Origin of the sequence: Streptomyces sp. NPDC059080, assembly GCF_042739975.1 — a bacterium.
Classification (GTDB): domain Bacteria; phylum Actinomycetota; class Actinomycetes; order Streptomycetales; family Streptomycetaceae; genus Streptomyces; species Streptomyces benahoarensis.
The window spans coordinates 135,480-151,704 of sequence record NZ_JBHYGX010000005.1 but is presented as its reverse complement, the minus strand read 5'-3'; the positions used below and the strand labels follow the sequence as shown (position 1 = coordinate 151,704).

Genomic DNA, 16,225 nt, shown 5'->3' with positions numbered 1-16,225 from the left:
GCTCCCCCGCCTGCAGAGGACTATCACAAAAAAAAAGAAACCAACCGCCCAGTTTCTGCCTTGGGGGGGGGGGGGGGGGGGGGGCCCCCCCCCCCCCCGCGGTCGGCTGTCGTCAGCGGCCGAGGGTGGCGACGAGGACCGCCTTGATGGTGTGCATGCGGTTCTCCGCCTCGTCGAAGACGACGGAGTGCGGGGACTCGAAGACCTCGTCGGTGACCTCCAGCGAGGTCAGGCCGTGACGGGCGTGGATCTCCCGGCCGATCGTCGTCCCCAGGTCGTGGAAGGCGGGCAGGCAGTGCAGGAACTTCACGTCCGGCCTGCCGGTGGCCCGCAGCACGTCCATGGTCACGGCGTACGGGGCGAGCAGCGCGATCCGCTCGTCCCAGACCTCCTTGGGCTCACCCATGGAGACCCAGACGTCGGTGGTCACGAAGTCGGCGCCGCGCACGCCCTCGGCGACGTCCTCGGTGAGCGTGATGCGGGCGCCGCTGGCCGCGGCGAGCGCGTGGGCCTGCGCCACGACCTCGTCGGACGGCCAGAGCAGGCGCGGCGCCACGATCCGGATGTCCATGCCGAGCAGCGCGCCGGTGACGAGGTAGGAGTTACCCATGTTGTAGCGGGCGTCGCCGAGGTAGGCGAAAGCGGTGTCGGTCAGCGGACGGCCGCCGCCGTGCTCGACGACGGTGAGGATGTCGGCGAGCATCTGGGTGGGGTGCCAGTCGTCCGTGAGCCCGTTGAACACCGGGACACCGGCGTACGCGGCCAGCTCCTCGACGTCCGCCTGCGCGCTGCCCCGGAACTCGATGCCGTCGAACATCCGGCCGAGGACGCGCGCGGTGTCGCGGACGGACTCCTTGTGCCCCAGCTGCGACGCGGACGGGTCGAGGTAGGTGGTCGAGGCGCCCTGGTCGGCGGCGGCGACCTCGAAGGCGCAGCGGGTGCGGGTCGAGGTCTTCTCGAAGATGAGGGCGATGTTGCGGCCGCGCAGCCGCTGGGTCTCGGTCCCGGCGCGTTTGGCGGCCTTCAGCTCGGCCGCCAGGTCGACCAGTCCGCGGAATTCCTCGGCGGTGAAGTCCAGCTCCTTGAGGAAGTGGCGGCCGGTGAGATCTATCGCCATGGTGACTCCTGGTTCACGGCATCGGGGCACGAGCGGATGTTTTCGGACAGACCCTGGAAGTGTATACGAGCCGCCGCATCACTATTCAGGAGCTGCGCCCTCGGACCCCGTGAGGCGCCCCATGATGACCCGCCCGGGGTGCTGCGGGGCGGGGCCCGGGGACGGCGGGATCCGGGCGTGGCCGGGACCAGACGGGGCCGGGACCAGACGGGGCCGGGACGGGGACCGGGACCAGGCGAGGCCGGGCCTGGGGCGGAGCCGGGTGCCGCCCGTCGCCCCGCCTCAGCCCATGCCCGGTATGGCGTCGCGCTCCACCGGACAGCTCATACAGCGCGGCCCGCCCCGGCCGCGGCCCAGTTCGCTGCCCGGGATGGTGATGACCTCGATGCCGCGCTTGCGCAGGAAGGTGTTGGTCGTGACGTTTCTCTCGTAGGCGACCACCACGCCCGGCTCCACCGCGAGGACGTTGCAGCCGTCGTCCCACTGCTCCCGCTCGGCGGCGTGCACGTCCTGGGTGGCGGTGAGCACCCGGATGTCGCTCAGCCCGAGCGCCGCCGCCATTGCGCGGTGCATGTGCTCCGGGGGATGGTCGGTGACCTTGAGGTCGTTCTCGCCGCCGCCCGGCTCGATGGTGTACGAGCGGAGCATGCCGAGCCCCGCGTACTGGGTGAAGGTATCGCCGTCGATCATGGTCATGACCGTGTCGAGGTGCATGAAGGCGCGGCTCTTGGGCATGTCCAGCGCCACGATGGTGCGGGCCGATCCGGCGGCGAACAGCCCCCTGGCCAGCATCTCCACGGCCTGCGGCGTGGTCCGCTCGCTCATCCCGATCAGCACCGCGCCGTTGCCGAGCACCAGCACGTCGCCGCCCTCGATGGTGGACGGGTAGTCCGCCTGCCCCTCCGACCAGACATGGAACTCCTCGTCGCGGAAGAGCGGATGGTGGGCGTAGATCGCCTCGTAGTGCACCGTCTCGCGCTGCCGGGCCGGCCAGCGCATGGCGTTGACCGACACCCCGTCGTAGACCCAGGCGGAGGTGTCGCGGGTGAAGAGGTGGTTGGGCAGCGGGCCGAGCAGGAAGTCGTCCAGCCCCATGACGTGGAAGCGCACCGACGTCGGCTCCGGGTACCGCTCCAGGAACTCCCGCTTCGTCATGCCGCCGACCAGCGCCTCGGCCAGCTCCGGCACCGGCAGCGCGTCGAAGGCGGCCCGCAGGTGGTCGGTGGCGAGCGGACCGTACTCCTTTTCGTCGAAGACGCGGTCCAGGACCAGCTCGCGCGCGGCGGGCAGGGCGAGCGTCTCGGCCAGCAGATCGCCGAAGAGATGCACCGCCACGCCACGGTCGCGCAGCACATCGGCGAATCCGTCGTGCTCCGCCCGCGCCCGGCGCACCCACAGCACGTCGTCGAAGAGCAGCGCGTCCTTGTTGGTCGGCGTCAGCCGCTTCAGCTCCAGATCGGGACGGTGCAGGATGACGCGGCGCAGCCGCCCGGCCTCGGAATCGACTTGGAATCCCATCTCTCCATCTTGGCCGCTTCCGCCCCACGGTGAACGCTGCCCGCGGGATTCGGGGGAGAAGTGGGGGTTCGGCTCCGGGGTACGACGGGGTGTTCCCTGGTCGGGGGTCGGGGTTGAGGTCGGGGTTGAGGCTGAGGCCGGTTTTCGGCTGGGGCGTGTGCCGGACCCGCGTCCGAGCCCATGCCAGGGCTGTCCCGCGTCCCGCCCGGTTCTGCGCTACGCGGCTCCGCCCGGTGCCGGCTTCCTCGGGGCGCGGAAGATCGGCGGGGTGGGGCGGCGCGCCGAGCCAGGCGGGCGGGCGTTCCGCGCGGGGAGGGCGCATCGGCGGCTCCGCGCGCCGGGTCCGCGCGCTCCGCTCCGCTCTTCGCGCCGCGCACCGCGCGAGCACCGGGCGGCGCCCTGCCCGTACGCCCCGCACCGCCGCCCGGCGCGGGCCCCGGGCTCCGGCGCCCGCGCCCGCCCGGTCGGCGCGCCGGTGTGGCGCCGCGGGGACCGGGATCTTTCCACTGGCGACGCCGCGAACGCCGCTCGGACGCCACCGGGACAGCGCCCCGGCACCGGCTCGCGCGACGGCCGCACGCGGTCGGTTCGATGCGTTCCCGGGGCGCGGATAGCCGCCCGTCCCGCATCGCTCACGGGTCGGCAGCAGGCTCGCCCGTGGCCGATTCCGGCCGTCTCCGCCTTCCCGCCCACGCCCCCTCCCGTACGGGATCCGGGGCATCCCCTACGGGCTCCGGCGCGCCGCCCGACGGGATTCCGGTACGGCGGCCGAGCCCTCCGGCACACCGCCGCCGCACATCGAGCCGTCGTCAACATGGCGCCGAACGGGCCGCAGGCACCGCGCCGAAACCGGCGCCAAGTTGACGGCAATTACGGCAAAGCGCCATATCAGCGGCCCCGCAAAACGCCCGCCGGCCCCGCTGCCCGTCCGCCTCGCTCCGCCGCCCCGGCGAACGATGACGCCCGCGCCTCGACACCGGGCCCCTCGCTCAACAGCCGGCCGCCCAGGCACTGAAGGCACAGCACTCCGCGGCACAGCACCAGGAAGCCCCGGACCGCACGAGGGCCGTCGGTCCGGCGGTCACCCGCCCGGCCCGACGGCCCTCGACGCAGTGCGGGTTCACCGGCCCCGGGGCGTGGCCCGGTCCGACGGTCCCGCGGTTCAACCGAGCTGCGACTGCACCTGGGCGGAGATCAGCTCCAGGTGGTCCAGGTCGTCCAGATCCAGGATCTGGAGGTAGACGCGGGAAGCGCCGATCTCGGCGTACCGCCCGATCTTGTCGACGACCTCCGCGGGCGAACCGGCCAGGCCGTTGGCCTTCAGCTCGTCCACCTCGCGCCCGATGGCCGCCGCACGGCGCGCCACCTCGGCGTCGTCCTTGCCGACGCAGGCGACGAGGGCGTTGGAGTACACCAGGTCGTCCCCCTTGCGCCCGGCCGTCTCCGCCGCCGCCCGCACCCGGCCGAACTGGCGCTCACTGTCCTGGAGCGAGGCGAAGGGGATGTTGAACTCGTCGGCGTACTGCGCGGCGAGCCGCGGCGTACGCGTCGCCCCGTGGCCACCGATCAGCACCGGGACCTTCCGCTGGGCGGGCTTGGGCAGCGCGGGCGACTTCGTCAGCTGGTAGTGCGTACCGTCAAAGGAGAACTCCGCGCCCGGCGCGGTGCCCCACAGGCCGGTGACGATCGCGAGTTGCTCCTCCAGCCTGGCGAACTTCTCCTGGGGGAAGGGGATGCCGTACGCCTTGTGCTCCTCCTCGAACCAGCCCGCGCCCAGGCCCAGTTCGATGCGGCCGCCGGACATCTGGTCGACCTGGGCGACCTGGATCGCCAGCACACCGGGCAGGCGGAAGGTACCGGCGGTCATCAGGGTGCCGAGGCGGATACGCCGCGTCTCACGGGCGAGACCGGCCAGGGTGATCCAGGCATCCGTCGGGCCGGGCTGACCGTCGGAGTTGCCCATCGCGAGGTAGTGGTCGGAGCGGAAGAAAGCGTCGAAGCCGAGGTCTTCGGTGGCCTTGGCGACGGCGAGAAGGGTGTCGTAGGAAGCCCCCTGCTGAGGCTCCGTGAAAATACGCAGATCCATGCCTCCATCCTGCACGCTCGGCCTCCGCGGAACCGTCGCCGCGGACCGCGTGCCCCGGATCGACGCGTCCGGCGAACGGAAGGAGCCATCGGCGAGGCGAGGTGTGTTCTCTCGGGGCACGAGCCCTGTCGGATGCGAGTCGTGCCGGGGAGCGCGAGTCCGGCGCCGCCGGGAGCGGGCCAGTGGGGCGGGGCCGACGGAAGGCCGGGGCGAACGGCCGGTGGCGTCGGGCCGGGCGGAAGGCCAGGAGGAAACGGCCGACCCGCAGCCCCGCGCCTCAGGCGAGATCGCGGTCGCGTACCTCCAGCTTTTCGAGTATTCCGGCGATGCGGTCACGCGATTCGTCCGCGGAGTCCATCACCTCGACGCAGGTCCAGTACATCCCCTCCTCGTCCGCCGTGCACACGATGCCCACCAGCGCCTCGCAGACCTCCCGTAGCAGTCCGCGCAGGCCGGTCAACGCGGCTCTGACGTCCTTCACTTCGGTGAGCTGGGCCGCCCGCAGACCGCCCGCTCTCGCCACCGGGCAGAGCAGTCCCCCGCTGAACCGCCCGCCCGCATCGCCCAACCCCCGTGCCCGGGAGCGCACTTCGTACGGACCGAATATCGCGAGATGGCTCCCGACCGCCTCGGCCAGGGCTTGCGCCTGCCACGCCTCGACGACCACTTCCTGCACCGTGCTCGCCTCTGCCAGACCGCGCCGACTGGCCGCGATGATCCGCACCGCGTCCATGCGCGTTCCTCCCTTCGTCGTCATCCGTCTCACCCCACACTCTTCCACTACCCAGAGTGAGGGTGAACACCCGAAAACGCCAGGGGAATTCGCAAATCTATGGACAACCAAGGCGATGCGGAGGGATCCATGACTCCGGAGAGTGACTTATGGAGTGCCCGAGTCCCTTCGTTCACTTCTGCCATTGCCTTCCCTCCACCACCTGACGCACCGCCGGATCGCGGCCGTCCCTTCGGCCCCGGGCGTCACGGCGTTCCGTTCCGCCGCGGCAGGCAGCGCGTTGCTCACGGGAGGCGCCGGTTCAAAGGCGACGGAACGCCCGGAAGCGCCCCGCGCACACGCCCGAACCGGCCACGCCCGGCAACAGCGACGGCCGGCCCCGCCCGGGACCGGCCGTCACCACTCCTCCTGCGGCGGGGGAGCGCCGCCCGGCCCTCCCCACGTTCCTGCCCCGCCGGTGGTCGCTACCGGGGAACGGCGGGGAACGGCCAGGCGAAGCTCAGGAGGCGGAATCCGTCCCGCCGGACCCCTCCCCCGTGCGATCGCGGTCCGGCCGGGCGTCGTGCCCCGCGGGGAAGCGGGACTCGTTGCGTTCGATCTTCGCCGCCAGTGCCGTCAGGGCGTCGATCCCCAGGGCCTCGCAGAACTGCAGCAGATACGCGAGGACATCCGCGACCTCGTCCTCCACCCGGCGCGCGGAGGCCGGTTCGGACATCACCGCGGCCGACTGCTCAGGGGTCAGCCACTGGAAGATCTCGACCAGTTCGGACGCCTCGACGCTGAGCGCCGCCGCCAGGTTCTTGGGGTTGTGGTACTGCTGCCAGTCCCGTGCGGCGGCGAATGCGGCCAGTCGCCGCTGGAGGGTGTGGAGATCTTCACTCATGCCCCCAGGTGTAGCACCCGCACCCCGGGCAGTCCGTCGGCGACCGCCGGATCCCGCACCGTCCCCAGGAGCCGTACCCGGCCGCGGTCCGCCATCCGCACGGCCAGCGCCATCAGTTCGGCCGCCTGCCGGGCGTCCATGCAGCGGTCCGCGCCGTCCGCGACGACCGTCAGCTGCTGAAGGGCCTCCGGGATCTCCGCCACCGGGTCCATCGCCAGCGCCCCGGGCCCGGTGAGCAGCACCACGGCGAGCCCCAGATAGCGCAACTCGCCGTCGCCGAGCCGGTCCAGGGGCATCACCCCCAGGCGCCCCCGGTCGAGTACGGCCTGGAGGCCCGTCCGTCCGGCCCGTTCGCCCCGGGGCGCCCTCGGGCCCGGCGCCGCCTCGGCACCACTCCGCCCGTCGGCCGCCGTCCGCCGGTCCGGCTGCCGGGGCACGGTGCGCAGCCCCTCGACCGGTCCCGTAGAGGCGGCCCGTACCGCCGCCACCAGGCCGGTGGGGCGCCGCGTGCGCTCCTCGGCCATCCGCTCCAGGACCACCGACAGGTTGTCGCAGGAGGGCCGCAGCCGCCCCTCGTCCACCCCGTCGCCCAGGGCGGGGCGGCCCTCCGTCCGCGTCGCCGTACCCGACCGGACGGCGACGCGTCGCCCCCGGGGTGTACGGCCGTCCGCCGCGCCCCCGGGGCCGTCGGTTTCCCCGGCGCGCCCCGGGACGGGCCGTTCACCGCGGATCGCCTCCGGCCACGGATCGCACCGGAAGACCGACCTGAGCGCCACCACGACCTGCTCCGCGGCGGCCAGCACCAGCCGCTGACCGGCCGTCTTGCCCGCGACGCGGAGCGGCAGCAGCGAGGTGCCTAGGCGGTCGTCGGGCAGTGGCGCGCGGGTGACGGGCGCCGCGCCCGCCGTGTGCCAGGCGGCCTGCACGGCGCGGCGGGCCGGATCCGTCAGGGCGGTGGTGAGAAGGGTTTCGCCCCCGCCGGTCAGCCGCTCCCCGGCGATCCGCAGATCGGGTTCGGTCTGGACGGCCAGATCGAGGTGGACCGGCCCGGCCGGACCGTCGACGGTGCAGCCGATGCGGAAGCCCCGGCGGCCCTGCTCGTCGGGGCGCGCGTCGGCCGGTACGCACGCCGGGGCGCCGCCGGGTACGGACGCCAGCGCGTCCGCGAGCCGCTCCCCGGCGCCGAGCCGGGCGAGGATGCCGTACGCCTGGAGGGCCCCGGTCTTGCCGCTGCCGCTCGGGCCGGTGAGCAGAGTGACGGGGCTCAACGGGAGGCTGACGCCCCGGTGGTTGCGGAAGGCGGAGAGTCGTAACTCGGTGAGCGCGGGACGCGCGCTGTCGCTATGCATAGCTCGAAGCTATGCAGGGTCCCATGGGACGCCCGCCGGAGAACCGTTACATCGTCAGCTCTTCCTACGAATGAGGGAGGGAGCCGACGGCCGGTTCCGCGACCTCCGTGCCCTGGGGTGCGAGCAGGAAGACATTGGTGTCCACGCGATGCATTCCGCTGGCCAGCCCGAAGACGACGCCGCTGGAGAAATCGAGGATGCGCTTGGCGACATCCGCGTCGGCGCTGCTGAGATCCAGCAGTACGGGGATCTGCGCCATCAGGTATTCGGCGACCTCGCGGGCGTCGGCGAAAGTCTGCACCCGGATCACGACGAACCGGCGGCTCTCCTCGGTCGGATCGTCGTCGGGGAGCGCGCGGTGATCCGGCCAGGAGGGCCATTCACTGCCGCTACGCAGCGGGACGACCTCGGCCAGACCTTCCCACTGCTCATCGGTGGCATCGGGGCCGTTCACCGCTTCACCTCATTCGTGGGGGGCACTGCCTGACGCAATATCCACATCGATCAATTCCAGGGATAAACATACAAACACCGCCGGGTGCGGTACACATCGCACCACATCCGCGGCCCATCCTGCACCATCCACGCGGGCTGGAACCGACAGCCCGGGCGGTTTCCCGCGTCGGGATTGTGTGTGCCTCTTCACCCCGTACGCGGCGCCTTACGGGGGAGGGTCCGCATACCGCGAGTACGGCCCCTCCACCCCTGGAAAGGGGTGGAGGAACGCGGAAATCCGCGACCCGGTCACGGCCGGTCGGCGGCGGTTTCCGCAGGAGTCGGCGCGGTTTCCGCAGGAAGGGGCGGGGTCGAGGCTTTACTGCACATTGGTTGCAAGTAAAACTGACCCGCAGGAATGTGGAGGGCAAGCCCTTCGGAAGAAAGCAGTATCCATGCCCACGTCCCCGTCCACGCCCGCGGCCGGTCCCGCGCTCTCCCGCCGGCAGCGCATCGCCCGCTCGATGACCCGCGCCGAATGGGGCCGGATGGCGGGCATGGCCTCGTTCATCGTCGCCCTGCACGTCATCGGGTGGTTCACGCTGGTCGCCATCGTGGCGCCGGAGCACTACAGCCTGGGCACCAAGACCTTCGGGATCGGCATCGGGGTCACCGCGTACACCCTGGGCATGCGCCACGCCTTCGACGCCGATCACATCGCCGCCATCGACAACACCACCCGCAAGCTCATGGGTGAGGGGCAGCGCCCGCTGTCGGTCGGCTTCTGGTTCTCGCTGGGCCACTCCAGCGTCGTCTTCGCCCTGGCCTTCCTGCTCTCCCTCGGCGTGAAGACCCTCGCCGGGCCCGTACAGGACGACGGCTCCCGGCTGCACGACATCACCGGGCTGATCGGCACCACCGTCTCCGGCGTCTTCCTCTACGTCATCGCCACGGTCAACCTCGTCATCCTGGTCGGCATCTGGCGGGTCTTCCGGCGGATGCGGGCCGGATCGTTCGACGAAGACGCCCTGGAGGAGCAGCTCAACAAGCGCGGGTTCATGAACCGCCTCCTCGGCCGCGTCATGAAGTCGATCACCAAGCCGTGGCAGATGTACCCGCTGGGCCTGCTCTTCGGCCTCGGCTTCGACACCGCGACCGAGATCGCGCTGCTGGTGCTGGCCGGGTCCGGCGCCGCCTCCGGTCTGCCCTGGTACGCCATTCTCTGCCTGCCGGTGCTCTTCGCGGCGGGGATGTCGCTGCTGGACACCATCGACGGCTCGTTCATGAACTTCGCCTACGGCTGGGCGTTCTCCAAGCCGGTCCGCAAGGTCTATTACAACCTCACCATCACCGGGCTCTCCGTCGCCGTCGCCCTGCTCATCGGCACCGTCGAACTCCTCGGTCTCCTCGCCGAGAAGCTCGCTCTGCACGGCTTCTTCTGGGACTGGATCGCCGGGCTCGACCTCAACCTCGTCGGCTTCGTCATCGTGGGCCTCTTCTTCGCCACCTGGGTGATCGCCCTCGCCGTCTGGAAGTTCGGCCGCATCGAGGAGAAGTGGACCGCCGGTCTCCGGCCCGGCGCCGTCCGGGAGGGCGCGCTCAGCTCGTCGGAGTGACCGCCGCACGCCCCCCGTCACCCCGTCGGCCCCGCGCAACAGCGGGAAAACCCGGACACCCGCCGGATCACCACGGGGAAGCGGGTCCCCTCGGGGAAGGTGGGGCGAACGGTCCGCTCCCCCGGTGCTGCGAGGTGGCTCAGCTGTGTCGGACGTCCTCCACATCGCCCTCACCGTCGTGGTGTTCGCGCTCATCTCACTGGCCGCCCGAGGGGCGGGGCGGCTGTGAGCGCGGACGACATCATCGGCCTGGTGGTCGCTGTCAGCCTGGTGATCTACCTGATCGTCTGTCTCGTCCGTCCCGAGAAGTTCTAGGCGGACGCGGATGAGCGACACGCTCGCCGGCTGCCTCCAGGCGCTGCTGCTGGTGGCGGCGCTGGCCCTCTCGTACCGCCCGCTGGGTGACCATCTCGCGCGGGTGCTCACCGCCACCGGCCACGGGCGCGTCGAGCGGCTGGTGCACCGCGCGGGTGGGGTGAACGCCGCGGTGGAGCAGCGCTGGCCGGTCTATCTGCGCAGCGCCCTCGCGTTCTCCGCGGTGTCTGTGCTGTTCCTGTACGCGTTCCTGCGCCTGCAGAACCTTCTGCTGCTCTCCCTCGGCAGGGGCGCCGTCCCCGCGGACCTGTCGTTCAACACCGCGGCGTCGTTCGTCACCAACACCGACTGGCAGGCGTACGCGGGCGAGTCGGTCATGGGGCATCTGGTGCAGATGGCCGGGTTCACGGTGCAGAACTTCGTCTCCTCCGCCGTGGGCATCGCCGTCGTCGCCACGCTGATCCGCGGCTTCACCAGGAAGCAGACCGACCAGGTCGGCAATTTCTGGGTGGACCTGACCCGGATCGTGCTGCGGGTCCTGCTGCCCCTCGCGTTCGTCTTCGCGCTCGTCCTGGCCGCCTCCGGGGTGATCCAGAACCTCCACGGCGCCCAGGACGTCACGACCCTGGCGGGTGGTCACCAGAGTCTGACGGGCGGACCCGTCGCCTCCCAGGAAGTCATCAAGCAGCTGGGCACCAACGGCGGCGGCTTCTACAACGCGAACTCCGCGCACCCCTTCGAAAATCCCACCGCCCTCACCAACCTCATCGAGACCTATCTGATGCTGGTGATCGCGTTCGCCCTGCCGCGGACCTTCGGCGCCATGACCGGCGACCACGGGCAGGGCTACGCGATCGTGACCGTCATGGCGCTGCTCTGGATCGCCTCCCTCGTCACCGTCACCGTCAACGAACTGCACGGCGTCAGCAGCGCCGCCGGGCGGGCGGCCGACGGGATGATGGAGGGCAAGGAGACGCGGTTCGGGATCTGGGGCTCGGCGCTGTTCGCCGTCTCCACCACGCTCACCTCGTGCGGCGCCACCAACTCCGCCCATGACTCGTACACGCCCGGCGGCGGCGGGATGACGCTCTTCAACATGATGCTGGGCGAGATCGCACCGGGCGGTACGGGCTCCGGGCTGTACGGCATCCTCATCCTGGCGATCGTCGCGGTCTTCGTCGCCGGGCTGATGGTCGGCCGGACGCCCGAGTACCTGGGCAAGAAGCTGCGCGGCCGGGAGATGAAGTTCGCCTCGCTCTACCTGCTGACCACGCCCGCGCTCGCTCTCACCGGGGCAGCCCTGGCGATGGCACTGCCCGGCGAGCGGGCGGCCATGCTCAACAGCGGTCCGCACGGTTTCTCGGAGGTGCTGTACGCGCTGACGTCCGCGGCGAACAACAACGGCTCGGCGTTCGCCGGGCTGAGCGCGAACACGGGCTGGTACAACACGGTCCTCGGGGTCGTCATGCTGCTCGGCCGCTTTCTGCCGATGGTGTTCGTGCTGGCGCTCGCCGGTTCGCTCGCCGGTCAGCGGCACGTCCCGGTCACCGCGGGCACGCTCGCCACCCACCGGCCGCTGTTCATCGCGCTGCTGACCGGCGTGGTCCTCATCGTCGTTGGTCTGACGTACTTCCCGGCCCTCGCCCTGGGCCCGATCGCGGAGGCGCTGCACTGATGTCCACGCCCGGTCTCTCCACCCCGGCCCGGGACCGGGTCTCGGGCGGGCTGCTCGACCCGGGACAGCTGGTGCGGTCCCTGCCCGGCGCCGTGCGCAAGCTCGATCCGCGGGTGATGTTCCGTCACCCGGTGATGTTCGTGGTGGAGGTCGGCGCGGCCCTGACCACGCTGGCCGCCGCCGAGACGCCGAGCGTCTTCGCCTGGGTGATCACCACGTGGCTGTGGCTGACGGTCCTCTTCGCCAACCTGGCCGAGGCGGTCGCCGAGGGCCGGGGGAAGGCGCAGGCGGAGTCGTTGCGGCGGGCCCGGACCACGGTCATGGCGCGGCGGCTGACCGGCTACCGGCCCGGTACGGCCGACGCCGCCGAGGAGGAGGTACCCGGCGTCGACCTGCGGCAGGGCGACCATGTGGTGATCGAGGCCGGGCAGATCATCCCGGGCGACGGTGATGTCGTCGAGGGCATCGCCAGCGTCGACGAATCGGCCGTCACCGGGGAATCGGCGCCGGTGATCCGGGAGTCGGGCGGCGACCGGTCGGCCGTCACCGGCGGGACGAAGGTGCTCTCGGACCGCATCGTCGTCAAGATCACCTCGAAGCCGGGCGAGACCTTCATCGACCGGATGATCGCGCTGGTCGAGGGTGCGGCCCGGCAGAAGACGCCCAACGAGATCGCGCTCGACATCCTGCTGGCGTCCCTCACCGTCATCTTCCTGATCGCCGTGGTGACGCTGCAGCCCTTCGCCCTCTTCGCCGGTGCCGGACAGACCCTCGTCGTCCTCACCGCCCTGGTCGTGGCGCTGATCCCCACCACCATCGGCGCGTTGCTCTCCGCCATCGGCATCGCCGGGATGGACCGGCTCGTGCAGCGCAACGTCCTGGCGATGTCCGGCCGCGCCGTCGAGGCGGCGGGCGACGTCAACACGCTGCTGCTCGACAAGACCGGCACCATCACCCTCGGCAACCGGCAGGCCGCGGAGTTCCTGCCCGCGCACGGCGTGGACATCGGCGAACTGGCGGACGCCGCCCAGCTGTCGTCGCTCGCCGACGCGACGCCCGAGGGGCGCTCGATCGTCGTCCTCGCCAAGGAGCGGCACGCGCTGCGCGGGCGTGACGAGGGCGAGCTGCACGGGGCGCGGTTCGTCCCCTTCACCGCGCAGAGCCGGATGAGCGGCGTCGACCTCGGCGGGGTGGCGGAGGGCCGGTCGCTGCGCAAGGGCGCGGCGACCGCGGTGATGCGCTGGGTCCGCGACAACGGCGGGCATCCCACCGCGGAGATCGGCCACCACGTCGACGGCATCTCGGCGAGCGGCGGCACCCCGCTGGTGGTGGGCGAGGTCCTCCGGGACGGCGGCACCCCCGCGGCCCGGGTGCTCGGCGTCATCCACCTCAAGGACGTGATCAAGAAAGGCATGCGGGAGCGCTTCGACGAGCTGCGCCGGATGGGCATCAAAACCATCATGATCACCGGCGACAACCCGCTCACCGCCAAGGCCATCGCCGCGGAGGCGGGCGTCGACGACTTCCTCGCCGAGGCCACCCCCGAGGACAAGATGGCCCTCATCAAACGCGAACAGGCGGGCGGCAAACTCGTCGCGATGACCGGCGACGGCACCAACGACGCCCCGGCCCTCGCCCAGGCGGACGTCGGCGTCGCCATGAACACCGGCACCTCCGCCGCCAAAGAGGCCGGAAACATGGTCGACCTCGACTCCAACCCCACCAAACTCATCGAAATCGTCGAGATCGGCAAACAACTCCTCATCACCCGCGGCGCCCTGACGACGTTCTCCATCGCCAACGACGTCGCCAAATACTTCGCGATCATCCCCGCGATGTTCGCGGCGGTGTACCCGGGCCTGGACGGGCTCAACATCATGCGGCTGCACAGCCCGACCTCCGCGATCACCTCCGCGATCGTCTTCAACGCCCTGATCATCGTCGCGTTGATCCCGCTCGCGCTGCGCGGCGTCCGCTACCGGCCGTCCTCCGCGGACCGGCTGCTCGCCCGCAACATCTGGGTCTACGGGATCGGCGGGCTGGTCCTGCCGTTCCTCGGCATCAAACTGCTCGACCTCGTCATCCAGTTCCTGCCCGGTCTGCGCTGACCGCCGCCCGGCGGCGGAGAGGACGCCCATGACACGCACCGCTCTCCCCACGGTCCTCCGCCACCATCTCGCGGCCCTGCGGATGCTGCTCGTGTTCACGGTGATCACGGGGCTGGCGTACCCCCTGCTCATCACCGGCATCGCCCAGGCGGTCCTCCCCGGGCAGGCCAACGGCTCGCTGCTGACGGTGGACGGCAGGCCGGTGGCCTCGCGGCTCCTCGGGCAGAACTTCACCCTGCCGCGGGCGCGCGGCGCACGGCCCGACCCGGCGTGGTTCCAGCCCCGCCCGTCGGCCTCCGGCTACGACCCGGGGAAATCCGGCGCCTCCAACCTCGGGCCGAACAACCCGGCGCTGGCCGCCGCCATCCGGGCGCGCCGCGCCACCGTCGCCGCCTTCGACGGGGTCCCCCCGGCGGCCGTCCCGGCGGACGCGGTCACGGCCGGTGGCTCCGGCCTCGACCCGGACATCTCCCCGGCGTACGCGTACGAGCAGGCCGGCCGGGTCGCCCGGGCCCGACGGCTCTCCCCCGCCCGCGTCCGGGCCCTGGTCGACCGGCACGTCCAGGGGCGCCAGCTGGGGTTCCTGGGGCAGCCCCGGGTGAATGTCGTCGTCCTCAACCGGGCGCTGGCCGGGCAGGGGCGGTAGCGCGGGGCGGGACGCCCGGTCCGCGTCGGCCGCGGGCGTCACTTCTGCCAGCCGACCGTCTCCGGCAGTGGGGTGTGGAAAATCGTCGCGCCGACGTTGGCGAGGCCCTTCTTCACGCCGTACGTCGACGGGCCGCTGAACAGCGGCAGGAAGGCGTACTGCGCCAGCGCCTTCCGTTCGGCCTTGTTGACCGCCGTCGCCTGCTTGCCCAGGTCGGCGATGTCGGCCGTGGCGCGGATCTCCTTGTCGAGGGCGGGGGTGCCCGCGCCGGTGAGGTTGGAGTCGCGGTCGGAGCAGTAGAAGTCGCAGAGGTAGCGGGCGCCGAACGGGTCCATGGAGCGGTTGCCGGAGAGGATCAGGTCGAAGCGGCGCTCGTTGAGGATCTTCGCGAAGTCCGCGTCGTCGCCCTTCTTGATGACGAGGTGGATACCGGCGGGCTTCAGCATGGCGGCGAGGGCGCCCGCGGTGGCCTTGCCCAGCGGATCGTCGCCGAGGAGGGTGTAGCCGATCTCCAGCTTCTTGCCGTTCTTGACGCGGACGCCGTCCGGGCCGGTCTTCCAGCCCGCCGCGTCGAGGGTCCTGGGCGCCTGGGCCGGCGCGTGCTTGAGGACGGCGGCGACGTTGTCCTCGTACCCCTTCTGGAAGCTGTAGAGCACGGCCGAGCCGGGCAGCGGTTCCTTGTAGTCGAGGCCCTGGAACTGGATGCGGGCGATCTGCGGGCGGTCGACGCTCTCGATGACGGCCTTGCGGACGGCCTTGTCGGCGAGGATCGGGGACTTGGTGTTGAAGTTCAGGGAGTACTCGAAGGGGCTGCCGCCGCTGCGGATCTCCGTGCCCTTCAGGCCCTTGAGCTGCTGGAGGCTCTCCGCGTCGACGGCGGAGGTGTAGTCGAGCTGGCCGTTCTTGAAGGCGTTGACCGCCGCCGTCGACTCCAGGTTGACGTAGACGCGCTTGTCGAGCTTGCCCTTCTTCCCCCACCACGTGGGGTTGCGGACGAAGGTGATGTTGCCGGAGTGGGTGTCCCAGCTGCCGACCGTGTACGGGCCCGCGCCCCACTCCGGGTGGGCCTTCTTCACGTACGCCTTGTTGAAGTTCCCGACCGTGGCGGCCTTGGGGTGCAGGAAGGTGCTGAAGAGGGCCGGCCAGGCGGGGTTGACGCCCTTGAAGCGGATGACGGCCTGCTTGGCGGTCTTCCCGCGCTCGACCGCGGTGATCCGGTCGTAGCCGTCCGTGGAGGAGGCGGCGAACTCCTTGTCGGAGCCGTTGTTCGCCTTCCAGGTGGCGTGGATCGCCGTCCAGTCGATGGGGGTGCCGTCGTTGAAGGTGGCCTTCGGATTGAGCGTGAGGACGACCGTCTGGTCGCCGCCGTCGACGGTGACCTTCACGTCGCTGTAGTAGTCGGGGTTGTACCACACCTCACCGGCGGGCGAGTAGGTGATCGCGTCGGCGTTGTACCAGCCCCAGACGCGGGCCGCGGTCAGCGTGGCGTTGACGTTGAACGGGTTGCCCTGGTCGTCGAAGGTCCCGGCGGTGGTGTAGGTGCCGCCGTCCTTGATCTTGTCGTAGGGCTGCGGGTTGTAGTCGACGGCGGCCGACGCGGTCCTGGGGCCGCCGGCCGTGTCCTTCGCGGCGGGCGCCTGGCAGGCGGTGGCGGCGACGGAGACGGCGGCGACGAGGGCGACGGGGAGGACCAGTCTTGCGCGCATGGCGGCAGGGTTCCTTCGTGTTTCGGGGAGCGTGCGGG

General features: G+C 71.4%; 13 protein-coding genes. 5 read left to right on the top strand and 8 right to left on the bottom strand.

The annotated features are described in order from the left end of the window. Window positions 1-112: 112 nt before the first annotated feature. From argF to ACFWWQ_RS05690, 7 genes are all read right to left on the bottom strand, one after another. Entirely contained in the window at window positions 113-1,117 is a 1,005-nt protein-coding gene (gene argF, locus ACFWWQ_RS05720; protein ID WP_384590633.1) for an ornithine carbamoyltransferase, read from the bottom strand. Window positions 1,118-1,399: 282 nt separating this feature from the next. Then, a complete protein-coding gene (locus ACFWWQ_RS05715) occupies window positions 1,400-2,635 on the bottom strand; it encodes an arginine deiminase (protein WP_384590630.1) in 1,236 nt (411 codons plus the stop codon). A gap of 1,162 nt (window positions 2,636-3,797) precedes the next feature. Further along, window positions 3,798-4,721, bottom strand: coding sequence for an LLM class F420-dependent oxidoreductase (locus ACFWWQ_RS05710; RefSeq protein ID WP_384590628.1), 924 nt, complete (start codon window positions 4,719-4,721; stop codon window positions 3,798-3,800). Window positions 4,722-4,998: 277 nt separating this feature from the next. Further along, on the bottom strand, window positions 4,999-5,454 hold the full coding sequence (locus ACFWWQ_RS05705; RefSeq protein ID WP_384590966.1) for a DUF6099 family protein: 456 nt from the start codon (window positions 5,452-5,454) through the stop codon (window positions 4,999-5,001). Between the two features lie 499 nt (window positions 5,455-5,953). Beyond that, complete coding sequence (locus ACFWWQ_RS05700) at window positions 5,954-6,337, bottom strand: nucleotide pyrophosphohydrolase (RefSeq protein WP_384590625.1); 384 nt, start codon at window positions 6,335-6,337, stop codon at window positions 5,954-5,956. Continuing rightward, window positions 6,334-7,686: a biotin transporter BioY gene (locus ACFWWQ_RS05695; RefSeq protein ID WP_384590622.1), complete on the bottom strand. Its 1,353-nt coding sequence runs from the start codon at window positions 7,684-7,686 to the stop codon at window positions 6,334-6,336. Before ACFWWQ_RS05695 ends, ACFWWQ_RS05700 begins: the two co-directional genes overlap by 4 nt. Window positions 7,687-7,750: 64 nt before the next feature. Beyond that, window positions 7,751-8,140, bottom strand: a complete 390-nt coding sequence (locus ACFWWQ_RS05690; RefSeq protein ID WP_384590619.1) for a cell division protein SepF — start codon at window positions 8,138-8,140, stop codon at window positions 7,751-7,753. A gap of 505 nt (window positions 8,141-8,645) precedes the next feature. Between ACFWWQ_RS05690 and ACFWWQ_RS05685 the strand changes: the two genes are divergently transcribed. From ACFWWQ_RS05685 to kdpC, 5 genes are all read left to right on the top strand, one after another. Beyond that, window positions 8,646-9,737: a HoxN/HupN/NixA family nickel/cobalt transporter gene (locus ACFWWQ_RS05685; protein WP_384590963.1), complete on the top strand. Its 1,092-nt coding sequence runs from the start codon at window positions 8,646-8,648 to the stop codon at window positions 9,735-9,737. Window positions 9,738-9,962: 225 nt separating this feature from the next. Further along, entirely contained in the window at window positions 9,963-10,052 is a 90-nt protein-coding gene (kdpF, locus tag ACFWWQ_RS05680) for a K(+)-transporting ATPase subunit F (RefSeq protein WP_384590616.1), read from the top strand. A 10-nt stretch (window positions 10,053-10,062) separates the two neighbouring features. Beyond that, on the top strand, window positions 10,063-11,727 hold the full coding sequence (kdpA, locus tag ACFWWQ_RS05675; protein WP_384590613.1) for a potassium-transporting ATPase subunit KdpA: 1,665 nt from the start codon (window positions 10,063-10,065) through the stop codon (window positions 11,725-11,727). Next, entirely contained in the window at window positions 11,727-13,835 is a 2,109-nt protein-coding gene (gene kdpB / locus ACFWWQ_RS05670) for a potassium-transporting ATPase subunit KdpB (RefSeq protein ID WP_384590610.1), read from the top strand. Before kdpA ends, kdpB begins: the two co-directional genes overlap by 1 nt. A 28-nt stretch (window positions 13,836-13,863) precedes the next feature. Then, window positions 13,864-14,481: a potassium-transporting ATPase subunit KdpC gene (kdpC, locus tag ACFWWQ_RS05665; protein WP_384590607.1), complete on the top strand. Its 618-nt coding sequence runs from the start codon at window positions 13,864-13,866 to the stop codon at window positions 14,479-14,481. 38 nt (window positions 14,482-14,519) lie between these two features. Here the strand turns inward: kdpC and ACFWWQ_RS05660 are convergent, their stop codons facing one another. After that, window positions 14,520-16,187 carry an ABC transporter family substrate-binding protein gene (locus ACFWWQ_RS05660; protein WP_384590604.1) on the bottom strand — a complete coding sequence of 556 codons (1,668 nt, stop codon included), beginning with the start codon at window positions 16,185-16,187 and terminating at the stop codon, window positions 14,520-14,522. Window positions 16,188-16,225: the final 38 nt, after the last annotated feature.

Coding starts and splice junctions, on each gene's coding strand:
- ACFWWQ_RS05660 (WP_384590604.1), bottom strand. CDS start 16,187: ATGCGCGCAAGACTGGTCCTCCCCGTCGCCCTCGTCGCCGCCGTCTCC.
- ACFWWQ_RS05705 (WP_384590966.1), bottom strand. CDS start 5,454: ATGGACGCGGTGCGGATCATCGCGGCCAGTCGGCGCGGTCTGGCAGAG.
- kdpC (WP_384590607.1), top strand. CDS start 13,864: ATGACACGCACCGCTCTCCCCACGGTCCTCCGCCACCATCTCGCGGCC.
- ACFWWQ_RS05715 (WP_384590630.1), bottom strand. CDS start 2,635: ATGGGATTCCAAGTCGATTCCGAGGCCGGGCGGCTGCGCCGCGTCATC.
- argF (WP_384590633.1), bottom strand. CDS start 1,117: ATGGCGATAGATCTCACCGGCCGCCACTTCCTCAAGGAGCTGGACTTC.
- kdpB (WP_384590610.1), top strand. CDS start 11,727: ATGTCCACGCCCGGTCTCTCCACCCCGGCCCGGGACCGGGTCTCGGGC.
- ACFWWQ_RS05710 (WP_384590628.1), bottom strand. CDS start 4,721: ATGGATCTGCGTATTTTCACGGAGCCTCAGCAGGGGGCTTCCTACGAC.
- ACFWWQ_RS05700 (WP_384590625.1), bottom strand. CDS start 6,337: ATGAGTGAAGATCTCCACACCCTCCAGCGGCGACTGGCCGCATTCGCC.
- ACFWWQ_RS05685 (WP_384590963.1), top strand. CDS start 8,646: ATGACCCGCGCCGAATGGGGCCGGATGGCGGGCATGGCCTCGTTCATC.
- kdpA (WP_384590613.1), top strand. CDS start 10,063: ATGAGCGACACGCTCGCCGGCTGCCTCCAGGCGCTGCTGCTGGTGGCG.
- ACFWWQ_RS05695 (WP_384590622.1), bottom strand. CDS start 7,686: ATGCATAGCGACAGCGCGCGTCCCGCGCTCACCGAGTTACGACTCTCC.